Source organism: candidate division KSB1 bacterium (assembly GCA_034506395.1).
Taxonomy (GTDB): Bacteria; Zhuqueibacterota; Zhuqueibacteria; order Thermofontimicrobiales; family Thermofontimicrobiaceae; genus Thermofontimicrobium.
Genome location: JAPDPQ010000037.1, coordinates 20202 through 37570 on the forward strand (window position 1 = coordinate 20202; position 17369 = coordinate 37570).

Sequence of the window (17369 nt, forward strand, 5' to 3'; positions counted from 1 at the left end):
CTGAGCTGGAACGCTGGTTTACCTTTATCGCGCCAGATAATTCGCTCATTTTTAGTACGCCGAATTGGGTGATCACTTTTTTGAATGAAATGACTGAAAATAGCTAATTGATCGAGAGATTCGACAAGTTGTTGACCACACCGATACAATACCTCAAAGGGATCGGAGAGAAACGGGCTGAGAAACTGAATCAGGCTGGAATTTACACCATTGGTGATCTGCTGCAGCATTATCCTCGTCGTTACCTCGACCGCAGCAACATCACACAGATCCGAAATGTTCGTCCCAATGACACTGCAACCGTAGTGGGCAAGATCCTGACCCAAGGGATCAAGAAGGGGATTCGCTCGCGGTTTATCGTGGTGATCAGCGACAACACTGGGATTGTTCACTGTGTTTGGTTTCATCAGCTCAATTATTGGCAAAAGCGGTTCAAGGTAGGGCAGACGATTGCAGTGAGTGGTAAGTTCGGCTATTACGGCGGACTTCAGATCGTTCATCCTGAGTTCGATCTTTTGTCTGAAGATGGAGAGGATCGCGAGGAAGAGTTTGTCAACACTGGGAAGATCATCCCGCTGTATCCATCAAGCGAATCGCTGAGTCAGGTGGGGCTGGATAGCCGTGGGTTCCGTCGCGTCATTCGCCAAATGCTGTCGACCCATGGGGATGAGATCGAAGAAATTTTACCTCAAACGATTCTGCAGCGGCACAATTTAATGCCTTTGGCAGAAGCGTTTCAGAACATCCATTTTCCGAGCGATTTTACGCGATTAGGCCAGGCCAAGCGCCGATTAAAATTCAATGAGCTGTTTCTGATGGAGTTTTTGTTAGCCTATCGGAGGCATTATATCACTGGTCAGCAGAAGGGGATTCAATTTGCTACGGTCGGGGAGCGGGTGAAAACTTTAGTCGATCTGTTGCCATTTGAGCTGACTGAGGCACAGAAGAAGGTCTTGCGCGAGATCCGAGCGGATATGAAAAGCCCGCGGCCAATGTATCGTCTGCTACAAGGTGATGTGGGATCGGGAAAGACCATTGTTGCATTAGTGAGCATGTTGATCGCCGTGGAGAACGGTTATCAAGCGGCGTTAATGGCGCCAACGGAAATTCTTGCTGAACAGCATTATTTGACCTTCAAGCGATGGTTAGCTGGATTGGGCGTGCAGATCCATTTGCTGATCGGAGGGCAGGGGAATCGCCAGCGCGAGGAAATCCTGGCAGCGATGGAGCGCGGCGAATGCGATATCGTTGTTGGAACCCATGCCCTGATCCAAGAGCCGGTAAAATTTCATCGGTTGGGACTGGTGGTGATCGATGAGCAACACCGCTTTGGTGTGGCCCAGCGGGCGATGCTGACCGCGAAAGGCGAGCGACCCGATGTATTGGTCATGACCGCAACCCCGATCCCGCGAACTCTGTCGCTCACTATTTACGGCGATTTGGACGTTTCAATCCTGGACGAAATGCCCGAGGGTCGGCTCCCAGTGAGAACTTCATGGCGATACGAAAATAAAAGGAATGATATCTACAATTTTGTCCGGACCAAAGTGGCCGAGGGGCGGCAAGCCTACATCGTTTTTCCGCTGATTGAAGAATCCGAGAAGCTAGATCTCCAAGCAGCGACTGAAAGCTATGAGCAAATGGCCCAGGGCGTTTTTTCGCAATTCAAGTTGGCTCTGCTACATGGACGCATGAGCACGGACCAGAAGGATGCAATTATGATGGCGTTCAAAAATGGCGAGATTCAAATTTTGGTGAGCACCACCGTCATTGAAGTTGGGGTAGACGTGCCGAATGCTACCATTATGGTGATTGAAAACGCAGAACGATTTGGTCTAACCCAATTGCATCAGCTTCGCGGTCGTGTGGGCCGAGGAACGGAACAATCCTATTGTATTCTCATTGCGAAGCCTCCCCTTACCCAAGAGGCTATTACTCGACTAAATACGATGACGCAGACCACGGATGGCTTCAAGATCGCTGAAGTGGACTTGAAATTGCGCGGCCCTGGAGAATTTTTCGGGACACGCCAGCACGGATTGCCTGAACTGAAAATCGCCGATCCGATCGAAGATTTGGCACTTTTAACAAAAGCGCGTCAGGAAGCATTCAGCTTGGTAACCAATCAGGTTGAATTCGAAGCAACAGCCAAGGCGCTGGCACGCAATCCTCTGTTCCAGGACTATCGCGATAAGCTTGAATTAACGCGAATTGGCTAAATGGCAGTTGTTTCCAAATTTCCAAAACAGGTTATTCCATCATGCCACACCACTCCTGGTGGAGAAGCATTAGCACACATACGAAGCGCCAATTTCCAAAAAGTTTCTTGCTTTTATAGGAGTGAGGCTGGTTCGGCTTAATTTAAGTTTTGCGAAAGTGAAAAAATGGGAGCAAATCATGCCAGAAACATTATCCAATGAAGAGCGAAGCAAATTTTTATTTTCTTTTCTGGTGATGAGTTATCAGACAGCGGCGCTGATGCAATTGGGGCAACTTAAAGACCCGCGCACTCAACAAGTAGAAAAGGACCTCGAAACAGCCAAATTATCCATTGATATTTTGGGAATGCTGCAAGAAAAAACCAAAAACAATCTGACCAAAGACGAAGCGGAATTGCTCGAAAGTGTCTTGAGAGAATTGAGATTGGCATATATCAAAGAAACCGCTGGCGCTGAGTCGAAATCATCAGCGTGAGAGAGCCAGGGCATTTGGCTTTTTTCAACCAACCCAGTTGATGAGCCGATAGTGGAATCAAGAGAAATTGTCGAGAAGAACGAAAAGGAGGGGCAGATTTTTATTTTTAGCATGTGGGTCGAAAATCCATCCAAGATAGAGAACAGCGAGCTGAATAGGAAAATAAATGGCACAGAAGCGATCAACTTTAGACCATTGGGAGAAATTTTGGCAAGATAAGCAGCAGATTGAGCAGGTTTATTCGAACGAAGATCGGATCTATCAAAATTTGAATCGAGTGACCGGTTTTGATGGTAAGAAGATCCTCGAGGTTGGCGCAGGAAGTGGTCGGGATAGCTTTCAACTGGCGCGCAAGAATGCGATAGTTTATGTGCTAGATTACTCGCCTCGGGCGTTAGAGATCATAAAAAAATTGGATGAGCAGCAAGGAGTATCCTTGATTTTGATCCAATCCGATGCGCTCCACCTTCCTTTTGCGAATGAAACTCTGGATATAGTATTTCATCAAGGACTCATGGAGCATTTTGCTGAACCAGGGCCATTGTTGAGCGAGCAATTTCGGGTGCTCAAACCTGGAGGGCTGCTGTTGGTCGATGTGCCACAGCGGTATCATATTTACACCTTGATCAAGCATGTTCTTATTTTGTTGAATCGCTGGTTTGCAGGCTGGGAAACTCAGTTCTCTATTGGTCAACTGAAGCGAATCGTTCAACAAGCAGGTTTTACAGTTGTCCACCAATATGGTCGCTGGATGCGGCCGAGTCTATTCTATCGAATGTCAAGAGAGCTATTGAAAAAGCTCGGGCTGCAATTGCCATTATATCCCCCAGGCATTCCGTTGTTTCGCCAGCTTCGCCAGCGGCTGAGCCAGGTGCTGGCTCAGCAGTCATGGGCGTTCTACACTTTTTTGGATATAGGAGTCATTGCTCAGAAACCGTCTGCTGAACGCCGATGGAACGCTTCCGCTAATGGGAATGGAAATCAGTGAATAGGGTTGGTGGGATTATTTGATGGATATGCTATGGGATACAGGATTTTGGTAATCAATTGGCAGGATATTAGAAATCCATTGGGCGGAGGAGCGGAGGTTCATTTCCATGAGATTTTTAAACGTATCGTGCGACGGGGCCATGAGGTGACGCTGCTCAGTTGCGCCCATCCCGATCTGACGCAACATGAGATCATAGATGGCATTCAAGTAATTCGACGTGGTCCCAGGCAACTGTTCAATTACGTCGTTCCTTGGTTATATCGAAGTCAGTCGCGAAAGCAGTCATTCGATATTGTGATCGATGATATCAATAAGATCCCATTTTACACCCCGCTATTTGTTAAAGAACCGTTGATCGGTATTGTGCATCATTTGTTTGGGGAGAGTATTTTTAGGGAATCGATCTTGCCAATTGCGCTCTATGTGAAGCTTGCGGAGAGTCTGATCCCGCGGATCTATAGAAGTGTGCCGCTGGCTGTTGTTTCTGAGAGCACCCGTCAGGAGCTGATCCAAAAGGGCTTTTCTCCCAAGGCGCTTCATCTGGTGGGCAATGCGGTGGATCATGATGCTTACCCGTATTGTCCAGAGCTACGATCAACCCACCCCCTGATCGGCTACCTTGGTCGGATCAAGAAATATAAAAGCGTGGATCATTTGATCCGTGCTTTCGCCATGGTGATACAGGCGATCCCCACCGCTCGGCTATTGATCGTTGGCGATGGTGATTACTTGTCAGTACTACAAAAATTGGTTAGAGAATTAAAATTGGAACAAGTGGCTCATTTTACAGGTGCAATCAATCACAAGGAAAAAATAGAATATTTGAATCGGATGTGGCTGGCTGTGAATCCATCACCCAAAGAGGGGTGGGGCTTGACAGTGATCGAGGCCAATTGCTGTGGGGTGCCAGTGGTGGCCGCGAATTCGCCTGGGCTGCGCGATTCGGTGATCGATGGACATACTGGTCTTTTATACCCTTATGGCGATGTGGAAGCATTGGCCGAGCGGATAATCCGATTGATTCAAAACGATTCGCTGCGGCAGCGATTGGCTCAACAGGGCATTCAATGGGCTCGCCAGTTCAATTGGGAGCACTCAGCTACGTCGATGCTAAATTTGATTGAAAACGTATTATCGCGGAGGAAATGATTCATGGAGTTGGACAAGCGTTTGAATAAGGTATTCGCTGCTTTCGTCTTGTTATTTTCACTGGTCATTTATTTGAGAACGATCGCACCAACTGTCTCATTTTGGGATTGCGGCGAGTTTATCGCCTGCTCGCGTATCCTGGGCATTCCGCATCCCCCTGGCGCGCCGCTTTACATCCTGATCGGACGTATTTTCAGTATGATCCCTTTTGTCCCAAATATCGCTTTGCGCGTGAACGTCATTTCATCGCTTTCCAGCGCTTTAACCGTGATGTTCGCTTATTTGGTCATCGTTCGTTTGATCACCATGTTCCGTGGGAAACCCAAAGATAGTTCCGATCGAATCATCCTTTATTCCAGCGGTGTGATCGGCGCACTGGCTTTCGCTTTCACCGATAGTTTCTGGTTCAATGCGGTGGAAGCCGAGGTCTATGCCATCAGTATGTTATTCACTTCTCTGGTCGTCTGGCTAATGCTGGTTTGGTGGGAAAAAGCGGACGACCCGCATAGCGACCGCTATCTCCTGATGATCGCTTACTTGACCGGCCTTGCTATTGGTGTCCATTTGCTGATGATATTAGCGTTACCAGCGATGATGTTTGTCGTCTATTTCAGAAAATATCCTCGATTAGAATGGCGGTCATTTTGGATTTTTTTAGGGGTTCTGGCGTTGGGATTCTTTGCCATTTACCCAGGAATTGTCAAGTGGATTCCAAACTTTGCGCTCTTTTTGAAGCGACAAACCGGGGGTGCAGTCACTGGTTTGTTTTTCTTCGCTGCCATCGTCGCCGTTGTGGCCTTGATTGCCTGGGCATTCAATAATAAAAAACGAATTACATTCCTTGCTTTAACATCTTTTTTGCTGATTTTACTCGCTACCTCCAGCTACCTGGCCATTTATATTCGATCGAATTTGAATCCCGAGATTGATGAAAACGACCCAGAAAATATGGAGAACATGGTCAGCTATCTCAATCGTGAACAATATGGCGATTGGGGCATCTTTCCGCGACGCTATCCCGGCTTGCTTTCTCAGCCTGAATTCGAACGAAGATTCCCGTATAGCAATTATCGAACCTACAATCTGGGCCGACAGCTCGATTTTCTCTGGAATTACCAGATCAAAGAGATGTATCTCCGATATTTCGGATGGCAATTCATCGGCCATGGCACGACGTTGGATGAAGAAGGCCGTATCAAGGAAAATTTCAGCTTATTGGGACTGTTAGGAATCCCATTCTTAGTTGGGATCATCGGCATGGTCTATCATTTTTCAAAGGACTGGAAGCATGCGTCGGTGATTTTGATGTTGTTCATTATGACCGGGATAGCGATCGTCATCTATTTGAATCAGGAGGATCCTCAGCCACGGGAGCGAGACTATGTCTATGTCGGCTCATTTTTTGCCTTCGCGCTCTGGATCGGCATTGGCGTATCGGCGATCACCGATTATTTCAAGAAACTCAGCCAAAAATTTAAACCTTGGGCGAAAATAGCCATGCTTGCTGCGGTGGTGTTATGCCTGTTTTTTATTCTGCCGATCAATTTATTAGCTCATAATTTTGAATCCCATGATCGCACCGGCGAATATGTGGCTTATGATTATTCTTATAACATTCTGCAAAGTTGCGAGCCGCACGGGATCTTGTTTACCAATGGAGATAACGACACCTTCCCATTATGGTATTTGCAGTTCGTGGAGGGAATTCGGAAGGATGTCCGCGTCGTCAATCTGAGCCTTTTGAATACCCATTGGTATATTAAGCAATTGCGCGACCAAGAACCTCGGGTGCCGATTAGCTTAAGTGACTGGCAGATCGATCGGATGGAGGCGGAATATTGGCCAGAGCCCAAAACCGTCCGCCTCGATGTGCCTCGCGAAGCTTACTTGCGCGACATTGGGGAGAGCGTCGAGCGAAAGCCATTGATGCAGAACATTGAAGAGCATCCACAGATCGTTTTCGATTTGAAGCCGACCCTGGATAATGTGGCTATTCGGGTCCAGGATAAAATGATCCTCAATATTATCGCCACCAACCGTTTTCAGAAGCCGATCTATTTTGCCCTGACGGTCTCTTCAGATAATCAGCTCAATCTCCAGGATTATCTGCGAATGGATGGACTGGTATTTAAGTTGGTCACTTATCCGACGAAAGATCTGCCGCTTTCTCCGACCCATTTGCGAGCTAACTTGCTCGAGAAATTTCAATATCGCAATCTGAATAATCCCAATGTCTACTTCAACGAAAATATCAAGGGATTATTGCGCAATTATCAGGGCGCCTTTTTCCAATTGGCGCAGTTCTATCTCCGCGAGCGCATGCATGATGATATGACTACAGTATTGGATAAATTGCAAACGATCATGCCCGATACCGTCATCCCTATTCGCAAAGAACTCCAATTTCAGATCGGGCGAATGTACTATTTTGCTGGTCAGCATGATAAATTCAAGGCAATTCTCTTGAAATTGATCGCACGCAACGATGTACCGATTGATGAAAAACTTCAATACGCTGAGATCTTCGTCCAAGCCTATCCTAATGAGGCTCAAACGGTAATAAAATTGGTTCAAAATTTAAATCAAGCGTATCCATCATTTCAGGACGCATATTACTGGTTGGCGCGCCAATACATCAACGCTAAGGATTATCAGAACGGAATTGATATATTGAATAAATGGTTGCTGCGAAACCCGAACGATAAAAGCACTGCTGCACAAATCGAACAACTGAAAAAGATAATGGAGACAGCACCAAAGGATACTGCGCCACACATGCCCACAGAATCGGATACTGCCTCTCAAAATTGACGAGGAAACTGATGGAACATAAACATTGGGTGCATCGGGTAGTTGCCTTTGGCGTTTGGGTGAGTTCTTTGGTGACCTATCTTCTCACCATCGCTCCGACAACGTCATTTTGGGATTGCGGGGAATTTATCACTTGCGCTTATATTCTTGGGGTGCCACATCCGCCAGGCGCCCCATTCTATATTTTATTGGGACGGATCTTCAGCATGATCCCATTGGCCTCCGATATTGGGCTCCGCGTCAATATTATTTCGGCCATCGCAACGGCGTTCACCACAATGCTCACCTATCTGATCATTGTTCGGCTGATTAGATTCTGGCGTCCTAAGCTCGATCGGCTGGAGGATCTGCTCATCGTGTACGGCGGAAGTGCGCTGGGAGCATTAGCGTTCGCTTTCTCTGAAACGTTGTGGTTTAACGCGGTCGAAGCTGAAGTCTATGCCATCAGTACCCTGTTCACTGTGCTGGTCTTCTGGTTGATTTTAGTATGGCATCAGCACGCAGAATCACCAGATAGCGACAAATATATCTTAATAATCGCCTATTGCATCGGTCTCGCAATAGGGGTTCATTTGCTCAACATCTTGGCGATCCCAGCGCTTTGCTTCATTTTCTTCAGCCGCAATCAGATGCTGAAATTGCGCGATCTCCTGGTGTTTATCACAATTGCCCTCGGTACGGCGTTCATAAGTCTGGCCATTTACATCCATACCAAACAACTGCTGTTCGCGCTGATCATCCCCATCGTGGTCAGTATAGCCATTGCGAGAAAGCGGCATCAATTTCCGATGCAATTTCGATTGTTGGTCTTCAGCCTGGTGGCTCTGGGAATCCTTGGTGTTGTCTATCCTGGGATCGTCAAATGGCTCCCTAATTTTGTTTTGCTCCTGAGTCGACAATTTGGCAGTCGCTTTGTGCTGATCTGGTCATTTACATCAGTGTTGGCTTTATTGTTAGCCATCGCGCTCTTGATCCATCTCAAAAAGCGCACTTTAATGATCATATTAACATCTTTGCTTTTGATCCTCCTTGGTGCTTCTACTTATACCAGCGTCTATCTGCGCTCCCAGTTGAATCCCGCCATCGACGAGAACGATCCAGAGACGCTTGAAAATCTGGTGAGCTACATTAACCGGGAACAGTATGGGGATTGGAGCTATGTGGAACGTCGCGCCCCATTATGGGAATATCAGATCAAAAAGATGTATTTGCGCTATTTGTTCTGGCAGTATTTCGGAAAGGGGACGATCCGCGATGCGCAAGGGTTAATAAAAGAGACCGTGAGCTGGCGAGGTTTATGGGGCATTCCGTTCTTATTGGGAATGATCGGCATGTTCCATCATTTTGTGAAAGACCGGCATCGGGCGATCGCTGTGTTGCTGCTCTTTTTGATGACTGGGCTGGCAATTGTGCTCTATTTGAACCAAACCGATCCGCAGCCTCGCGAGCGAGACTATGTTTACGTAGGTTCATTTTTTGCCTTTGCGCTATGGATTGGGATTGGCTGTGCAAGCGGGTTAGAGGCCCTTTCAAGAAAATTGCATGGTCTCTCTGCTGATCGACGCACAGCGCTGTTGGCTTTGGCATTCGCCTTGTTGGTTCTCCTCGTCCCGATCAAAATGCTGGCATTTAATTTTCATCAACAGGATCGCAGCGGCAATTATGTGGCATTTGATTACTCCTATAATTTGCTCCAGAGCTGTGAGCCGGATGCGATCTTGTTTACCAATGGTGATAACGATACTTTTCCGCTCTGGTTTTTGCAATATGTGAAGCAAATCCGACGCGACATCCGAGTGGTGAATTTGAGCCTTTTGAATACACCCTGGTACATCAAGCAATTGCGCGACCAGGAACCGCGCGTGCCAATTAGTTTGAAAGATGTGGAAATCGATCAATTAACCCCAATCTTTTGGCCTGAATCGAGGATCATCAAAATTCCAGTGCCGCCTGAAGTATATCAGCAGGAACTTCAGGAGTTGGAGCATCGAACTGAATTTGTCAAAAAAGCGAAAGAAGAGCCCCCTGAGATCATCTTTGAATTGGGGCCAACTTTTATTGGCAAGGCGATCCGCATCCAGGACTGGATGGTGCTGAACATCATCGCCACAAATCAATTTCGAAAGCCGATTTACTTTGCTGTCACGGTCTCCCGCGAAAGTATGCTCAATCTATCCGATTACTTGCGGATGGATGGCCTGGCTTATAAGTTGGTCACCTACCCTGGTCAGGAAATTTCGCCTGCACGTTTGCGCCGCAACCTGTGCGATGTGTTTCAATATCGAAATCTGGACAACCCTCGGGTCTATTATGATGATAGCACCATTGGTCTGCTGATGAATTATCGCATTGGATTTTTACGATTAGCTTATTTCTACCATCGGGAGAAGATGCATCAAGATTTGGTGGCAACTCTGGATGCCATGCAGCAGCGCATTCCGCCCGCGATTATCCCTTTGCCCGACCCACGAATTGCGTTGACGATCAGCGGGATGTATCTGGATGCTGGACATCCCACCAAAGCCGAACAAATCATTTTAGACTTGCTGGACCAGCAACCTGATTTTATGAACGCCTATTATCTTCTGTTTAATATCTATGCCGAAACGCGCAATCATGAGGCCGGCATCCTCATGGCCCGTCGATTATTAGCCAGGGACCCCAATAATGCAACGGCCAAATTTTGGTTATCCCGATTCGAATCGATGAACCAACAAACTCAAGATACTTTGCATAACAATTAGTGAACAATCATTCAATATTGTGACGAGTCTTTATCGAGTGATAAAAAAAATACTGATCCCTTTTATCAAAGTCCTGGTGAGCTTGACGCTCATCGTCCTGTTGTTATCCAAGCTTGGATTGCATCAAGTAGCCGCCCAATTGTCAGTAGCAAATCTCTGGTGGATCGCGCTTGCCACGTTGTTGTTTATAGCCAGCAACCTATTGGGTTCAATCCAGTGGTTCTGGCTATTGAAAAGTCAAGCCGTAGATATCCCGCTAAGCCGAGTGATCGCTTATTACCATGTCGGCCTATTCTTTAATAATTTTCTTATCGGCTACGTTGGTGGCGACGCCATTCGTATCTTTGACATCTCCAGACATTCCGGCAATTCATCGCTGGCTATTTCCACAGTGCTCATGGATCGCTTGATCGGATTTGTCATGCTGACCACGTTAGCGCTCGTTGCAGGGGTACTGTGGCATAGCATCTTTCAGTCGGATACCATTCTCCTGGTTCTCGGTGCGATCTTATGTTGCTGGCTCTTTTCATTTGTGGTGCTATTTCATGAGAGATTTGCCCGGCGTATCAGTTGGATTTTTCGGCTCCTTTTGCCTGTTCGACTCAAAAAGAAAATGAAACAAGTCTATGTGAGCATCAACTCGTTTAAAAACGAACAAAAATTATTGGTTCAGGTGCTGATTGTGTCGGCTGCAATTCAAACGCTCCGGATTGTGGTCCACTATTATGCGGCATTAGCCGTTGGGATTAACGTACATCTCAAATATTTTTTCATTTTTGTGCCAGCTATTGCCCTCTTATCCAGTCTGCCGATCTCCATCGGAGGAATTGGCATTCGAGAGACCAGTGGGGTCGCGCTGTTTTCCCAGATCAATTCAATCCCGGCTGAGGCGATCGTGGCAATGGAATTTCTATCCTATCTCATCGGATTGCTGGCCACTATCCCCGGGGGATTGATCTTTATGTTTAGGCCCGAGAGAATCCCGTCGGATCAGAACGATCAGCTATAAAAAATTGAAACCGCGGAACCCGTTCTGAATTATATTAAAAAAGTTAAGTGGGTCCGACCATTTTTTGAAAAAATTGTGAACGTCGAATTCAAAAAGCAATCACAAAGGCCACCGGGCAAGATAGATGGAATTATCTTTTGATGAGGTCTTTGATTTTCCCTGAAGTATTTTACAAAATTCATCTAAGCGAGGCATCATCAAGAATCTGCTTTCGAAAGATCCGTTTAAGAAATTTAGATGATCTTAGCAAATGAGGAGAGATGAAAATGAGAATGAGAAAACTATTTTTCATCATATTCAAATTCACCATGCTGGTTGGCATTATTATGCTCGGCGCCTGCATCAGGTCCAAGGCCCCGCTGGGTGTCGATCACGAGATCCGCGTGGTGGCTGATTCAACCGTGTGGAATCAAACAGCGCCATTATTGCGAGAAATTTTTGAACGCGTCGAATATAATCCCCAACCGGAGAAATATTATATCTTGATTCCAACGGATATGAATAATTTCAAGCGGTTTAAAAATATCCTTTTCATATCTACTTTGGATGCAACGGATGAAATATCGCAAAGTATCAATGCCAGCCTCAGCGAGGAGCACAAAAAAAAGATCGCTGCAGGCAATTTGATCTTTGTCTCCAAAGAACAATGGGCAAGTCCCCAGTTGGTTATGTTTCTTATTGGCCCTGATATAAACACCCTCAAGGATCGAATCGAAAACTTGCAGGCTGAGATCTTTTACCAATTCGAGGACTACTGGAATAAATTTCATGAAGCCACGCTTTACAAGTACAAAGAGCTGAAGGACGTTGAGCGCCATTTGCTTCGCAATTATGGATGGACGATTCGATTGCCGATCGATTTTAGACCCGAGCTCCAATCGGCCAGTGATCGTTTTATCATGTTTAAACGTCAGCCACCATTGCGCTGGATGTCCGTCTTCTGGATCGATGCGACCGATCCTTCGATTATCACCAAGGAATGGTGCATTGCGAAACGAAATGAGATCGGCAGAAAATTTTATGAAAACGAGATCGTCGAAGAACAATATGAACAAGTCATTGCCGAGGAAGTCGTTTTCTTAAATCGGCGTGCGATGAAACTGAAAGGTCTATGGAAAAGCGAAGAAAAGGTAGCCGGCGGTCCATTCCGCATGTATTGCTTTTTCGATCAACCAACCGCTCGGATTTATTTTATTGATATGCATGTCTTTTCTCCAGATTTCAGGCTCCGAAAAATGCATTATCTCCGCCAAATGGATATTATTGCCAAAACCTTTAAAACAAATTTGGAGATCAAATTGGAAGACATAAAATGAGCTTTAATTTTGAGGGATCATTGACATTCAAATTATGATGAAGAACCAGGCATGCTAAATGGAAGAGTCGATCAACTCGTTCTCAAATCGCAAATTGCTCGATCGTTTCCGAGCCGAAAAAGCAACTTTGTCAAATCAAAAAGAGAACGATTTCGGTCTATAGATTGACCTGAGTGAAAAATCAAACCGAGAACAGAGCCTGAGGAAGGTTAAAGGAAAAAATTGCCTAACCTTCAGCAATGACACGAGGGGATGGCAAATGGAGCACTTCGAAATTTTGGTTATCGCCGTGCTGAAGGATTGGGTCTGTTTCAATCGCCAGAAATTCTTCCACTTCGGTGAGATATAAAAAACCGCCAAGATAATAGTCACCCATTCCAAAGATCGGAGCAAATCGAATTTGAACTTTTTGCTTGTTGATGAGAGCATTAAATGCAATGGAATTGAATCGGATCCCCGTTCTGATGTTGTTCAATCCCTCGGTTAACCATTGAATCCCGTCGCCCAACGGCAGATCCAGAATCGATTGATTTAGCAATTCAGCTCGGCGTTTTCCAATAATCATCTCTGCCGCCAAATTGGAAAATATGATACGATGCTCAGCATTGCAGAAGAGGATCCCATCCGATAGACCACTGAGCAATTGCTCTAATAAGCTCTTATTAGAGAATACTTGACCGATCACAGAAGGTACCGCGGCGGTTTTCTGGAGCGTAAGAACCGCGTATTCAACCTCATCTTGCTGGTTTCGAATGGGACCGGCACGCACTGAAAACTTTCCAATCTGATCATCCCCTTCTTTCGTTGTTTGCAAGTAACTCCCAGAGCGAATGACTTCATGTATCAGACAAGTAAGCTCATCTTTTTTACATGATTCAAAATAGTCACCCAGCACTTCGCAACACATTTTCCCCAATACTTTAGAGCTTGATTTTCGAAACTGTTTGAAGAAAGCCTCATTTGCGGCCACGACTTGCATTTGTTTATTGATGATTAAAATTGGTTCAAAAGCAGCTTGAATGGTTGGGAGCAGATATGGAGCTTTTTCTTCAATTTCTGGGAGCGCAAAGAGAAGCTGTTCCTCAGTACGATTCTCGTTTTTTTCGGTTTTAAGCAGCGCAATTAGTTTATCAATGAAGTTCGGATTTTTGGTAAGACACGTCAAATATTTACCCGTCTCCCCAATGGTTTCTTCCAAGTGACCTTTGGGAGAAAGAAACACGAGTTTAGCGCCATTGCATCGGCCGATTATATCTCGGATCATGTCCCTTGTGGATGTGATGCCATCGCTAATATCCATCACAACGGCATCGCATTGTGCAAAATTAGAACGATACCAACTTTCCCGAACTGAAATAGCAAAATCGATCTGCAGTTGCGGGATTTCCTTCATTAGCCTGTCCTGAATTTGTTCTACCTCGCAGTAGCGAAAACCAATGAGCAAAAGTTTCATCGAAAACCCGAAGTTTGATGTGAGTTGCAAAAAACATTGGAATTGCCAACCAAGGAGCAGTACTAAGAAGCAATGATATTCAATAAATTATCGGGCACAAAAAATAATTCGCTTTCTAAGTCCAGCATGTCAATATAATGAATCGCTTGTTCTTTTTCAAGCTTATTTCTAAAAATTAACGAATATGAATAATAGCCAAAGATAATAATCAGTTAGCAATGGAAATTTTGATGATTTTGCCCATGACTAAACTGAGTAATTGCTGGCCTGCAAGATCAATGTTGTTAATATTTTTTTAAGATTTTTGAAGCGCCGTAAGAAAAGGGCCTGGGACTACAAATTTGGAAGAGGATGTTCACTCTTTCAATAGAGAAATAATTTGCCCCGGTATTTGCTCACGGTTGGCAATGGTCACTTCGAAGACATGCGTGTCAGCTCTAAATCGAAGCATCTGGGCAAACCAGGAGGCACGTTTTTGATAAGCCCCGAGCACGATTCTTTTGGAATTTAAGCATCTTAAAATCATCTGACAAAAGTGGTGTGCATCTCGTTCCATAAGACCAATTTCATCCATCAGAATGAGATCGCTGTTTGCAAGAGCCTCCGCTAAGCACGTTGCACCAAAATCTTCAAAAATGCTGATATTATAACGATAGATGTCGAAAAGATTATTCGTATTGAGCTCGACGTGAGCGAAGGTCTTACTCTCGCCAGAGAGTGATTCCAGAATAAATCCCTTTTTCACACCATGTTCGATGATTGGAACGGTGCGAAAGCCACCGATTTTTAGTTCCGGAAAAAAAGCGATCACGCGATTTAATATCGTGGTTTTGCCGCAATGAATCGCCCCAGTCACAAAAATATTTGTTATCTTCAATTTGGTTGACCCTACAATTGACAGAAATCCATACAAGCGAAACCATGGTGAACGACCGAAACAGATTTTAAAATCCATCTAAAGAATGCTCGCCCATCCATCTATCAAGTTTGCTTTAAAAATTAAGCACCATTAGTGATTTTGAAGGACAGGAATTGAAAAAGGCTATTTCCCAAAGAAGGTAGTGTTATCCTCGGTCATCACTTAGCGATGAAAGATCGTTCGTCTGTCCCAAGTAAATTTTTCGGACTCGCCCAGTCATGAAAAATAGCATTTTTGATTTATTTGCCAATTCAATAGCATCATATGACATATCTTAGCCCAAGGACATCTCTGATGCTTTCTTCGGTGCTTAGCAGGTGAGCGAAAAATAAATTTTTGATCTTAGAATCTCAGGTTTCCATAAAAAAGCCTCGGCTTATTTTTTGCCGAGGCTTGCTCTAATCCTCATTCACGGAAGCTGGTATCCTTATTCAGGATAACCGTCTCATTCCTCCCTAATCGCGCCTAAAGGAAGAGACACTTGATTTTGGTTGGGGGTTTAATTTTTTTTTTTCTTTCTGTCAAATATAGCAAATTGCTTTTAAAAAGTCAACACAGAATTTATTTTTTTGAAAAAAATCTCTGATACTCTTTTATTTAATTTCCCGATTCACCAATTCCCAGATTCAGAATTGAAATTGACGCTTGATCTACTTTTTGGGGGAGATGCGATTATAAAATTGGCTTGGAAAGGGGAACGAAATTTCATTCGAAATTCATATAGAATCTAATCAGTTCTTGTTGCAAAATTATCAAAACAGGATAAATTGTCATGCCTGCGCATGCAGGCACCTCATTTTTTGGTTGACTTAAACATCAGTTATAAAAGAGATTCCTGCATTCGCAGGAATGACATCGTTTCTTTTGATTTCCATTTTGCAACAGAATCTAATTAGGACTTAATCTGATGATTTCGGCGCCCAAGTTTTTAAAAATTCCAACACACGCTGCGGATGATGCCCTTTTTTGCTGCTCTCTAGGGCAGTATATTCAAGACTCCCGGTCTCCTGAGTATGAAGCTGACGGCCATCTTTATCTAATACAACTAAAACTGGAAAGCCATGCTGAAAAGGATTACCGTACCGTTCATTGAGATCCAAATTTTTATCGCGTTTTCCTACATCCACCATCACCAAAACGTAATTTCTCTCTAAAAATTTTCTAATTGTTCGATCCTGTTTGAACAGCCGATGCAGGCGATGACACCAGATGCACCAATTCCCACCGAACATCAGGAGAATATGCTTGCCCTGGGCCTGAGCTTTGATGATCGCTTTTTCGATATCTGCACGAGCGTCGGCTGTTTCGTCGTAAATTTTCTCCGCCATCATCTTTTGATCAGCGGTTTTCTTTTCATTAGAGCAAGAAGAAAAATTGAGTAAAATAAGCAGAAATGCAGAGCTCATGAGAGCGATAGTGAGTTTGCTTTTCAACCTTGGCTCCTTTCAAGAATTGATTGAGTAGTTGTATTGTTATCTATCAAAAGTTTATTGATTGCTACTGAATTATCGGGCGCAAGTTTGACTTCGTCCTCCATCAATTGCATAGGTCACCCCAGTAATCCATCCGGCTCGTGGCGAAGCAAGAAATAAAATGAGGTCGGCGATCTCCTCTGGTTGTCCAATCCGGCCGAGCGGATGAGTGGTTTTGCTGCGTTCCAAAAAAGCCTGATAGCTTTGTTCATCCATGCCGCTGTTGCGATGCAAGTTGGTGAAAGTTACTCCAGGGTTCACTGCGTTCACGCGAACCCCTTTGGCAGCAAGTTCCAAGGCCACGCACCGGGTAAATTGATCTAATCCTGCTTTGCTGACGCAATATGCCAATACATTCGGAAAAGCTCGCAGACCTGTTACGCTGGAAACGTTCACGATATTTCCCTTGCGCTCAATTAATGATGGAAGCGCCAATTGAGTGAGTAAAAAAATAGATCGAAGATTGATGTTCATCATATAATCCCAATCGGCGAGGCTTGTCGTCTCGATGCTGCCACTGCCGATAATGCCTGCGCTATTGACTAGAATATCGATCCCACCGAAGGCCTCAATTGTGGCATTAATACAATGATGAATTTGCTTTTCATCGGTGAGGTCAGCGAGGCAAATTTCAGCAGTGGTTCCAAATTCCCTGGCAATCTGAGCAACCGCCCTCAGCGCATCGGCATTTCGAGCCACAAGCATCAATTTCGCCCGCTCTTGGGCGAAGCGAAGGGCAGTTGCTCTGCCGATCCCGCTGCTTGCACCGGTAATTAACGCAACTTTGTCTTGAATTCCAAAGCATTCCATA

The 17369-nt window shown here is 45.0% G+C and carries 12 protein-coding genes; 8 read left to right on the top strand and 4 right to left on the bottom strand.

What is annotated here, in order from left to right; genetic code table 11:
* The first annotated feature begins 107 nt into the window (after positions 1–107).
* From recG to ONB37_17545, 8 genes are all read left to right on the top strand, one after another.
* Positions 108–2219 (top strand): ATP-dependent DNA helicase RecG, encoded by a 2112-nt coding sequence (gene recG, locus ONB37_17510; GenBank protein MDZ7401959.1) that lies wholly within the window; start codon positions 108–110, stop codon positions 2217–2219.
* Between the two features lie 178 nt (positions 2220–2397).
* Complete coding sequence (locus ONB37_17515) at positions 2398–2694, top strand: DUF1844 domain-containing protein (protein ID MDZ7401960.1); 297 nt, start codon at positions 2398–2400, stop codon at positions 2692–2694.
* A gap of 166 nt (positions 2695–2860) precedes the next feature.
* The gene (locus ONB37_17520) at positions 2861–3682 is read left to right on the top strand and encodes a methyltransferase domain-containing protein (protein MDZ7401961.1); all 822 of its coding nucleotides are present in this window, start codon (positions 2861–2863) and stop codon (positions 3680–3682) included.
* A 33-nt stretch (positions 3683–3715) separates the two neighbouring features.
* Positions 3716–4834, top strand: coding sequence for a glycosyltransferase family 4 protein (locus tag ONB37_17525; protein MDZ7401962.1), 1119 nt, complete (start codon positions 3716–3718; stop codon positions 4832–4834).
* A gap of 3 nt (positions 4835–4837) precedes the next feature.
* On the top strand, positions 4838–7645 hold the full coding sequence (locus ONB37_17530) for a DUF2723 domain-containing protein (protein MDZ7401963.1): 2808 nt from the start codon (positions 4838–4840) through the stop codon (positions 7643–7645).
* Between the two features lie 11 nt (positions 7646–7656).
* The gene (locus ONB37_17535) at positions 7657–10389 is read left to right on the top strand and encodes a DUF2723 domain-containing protein (GenBank protein ID MDZ7401964.1); all 2733 of its coding nucleotides are present in this window, start codon (positions 7657–7659) and stop codon (positions 10387–10389) included.
* A 37-nt stretch (positions 10390–10426) separates the two neighbouring features.
* Positions 10427–11398: a flippase-like domain-containing protein gene (locus tag ONB37_17540; GenBank protein MDZ7401965.1), complete on the top strand. Its 972-nt coding sequence runs from the start codon at positions 10427–10429 to the stop codon at positions 11396–11398.
* A 266-nt stretch (positions 11399–11664) separates the two neighbouring features.
* Positions 11665–12714, top strand: a complete 1050-nt coding sequence (locus ONB37_17545) for a DUF4837 family protein (GenBank protein MDZ7401966.1) — start codon at positions 11665–11667, stop codon at positions 12712–12714.
* A gap of 226 nt (positions 12715–12940) precedes the next feature.
* Here the strand turns inward: ONB37_17545 and ONB37_17550 are convergent, their stop codons facing one another.
* From ONB37_17550 to ONB37_17565, 4 genes are all read right to left on the bottom strand, one after another.
* Positions 12941–14107 (bottom strand): PAS domain-containing protein, encoded by a 1167-nt coding sequence (locus ONB37_17550; protein MDZ7401967.1) that lies wholly within the window; start codon positions 14105–14107, stop codon positions 12941–12943.
* Between the two features lie 415 nt (positions 14108–14522).
* The gene (locus tag ONB37_17555; protein MDZ7401968.1) at positions 14523–15122 is read right to left on the bottom strand and encodes a nucleoside-triphosphatase; all 600 of its coding nucleotides are present in this window, start codon (positions 15120–15122) and stop codon (positions 14523–14525) included.
* Positions 15123–15985: 863 nt separating this feature from the next.
* A complete protein-coding gene (locus ONB37_17560) occupies positions 15986–16519 on the bottom strand; it encodes a thioredoxin family protein (GenBank protein ID MDZ7401969.1) in 534 nt (177 codons plus the stop codon).
* Positions 16520–16591: 72 nt separating this feature from the next.
* On the bottom strand, positions 16592–17368 hold the full coding sequence (locus ONB37_17565) for an SDR family oxidoreductase (GenBank protein ID MDZ7401970.1): 777 nt from the start codon (positions 17366–17368) through the stop codon (positions 16592–16594).
* Position 17369 lies beyond the last annotated feature (1 nt).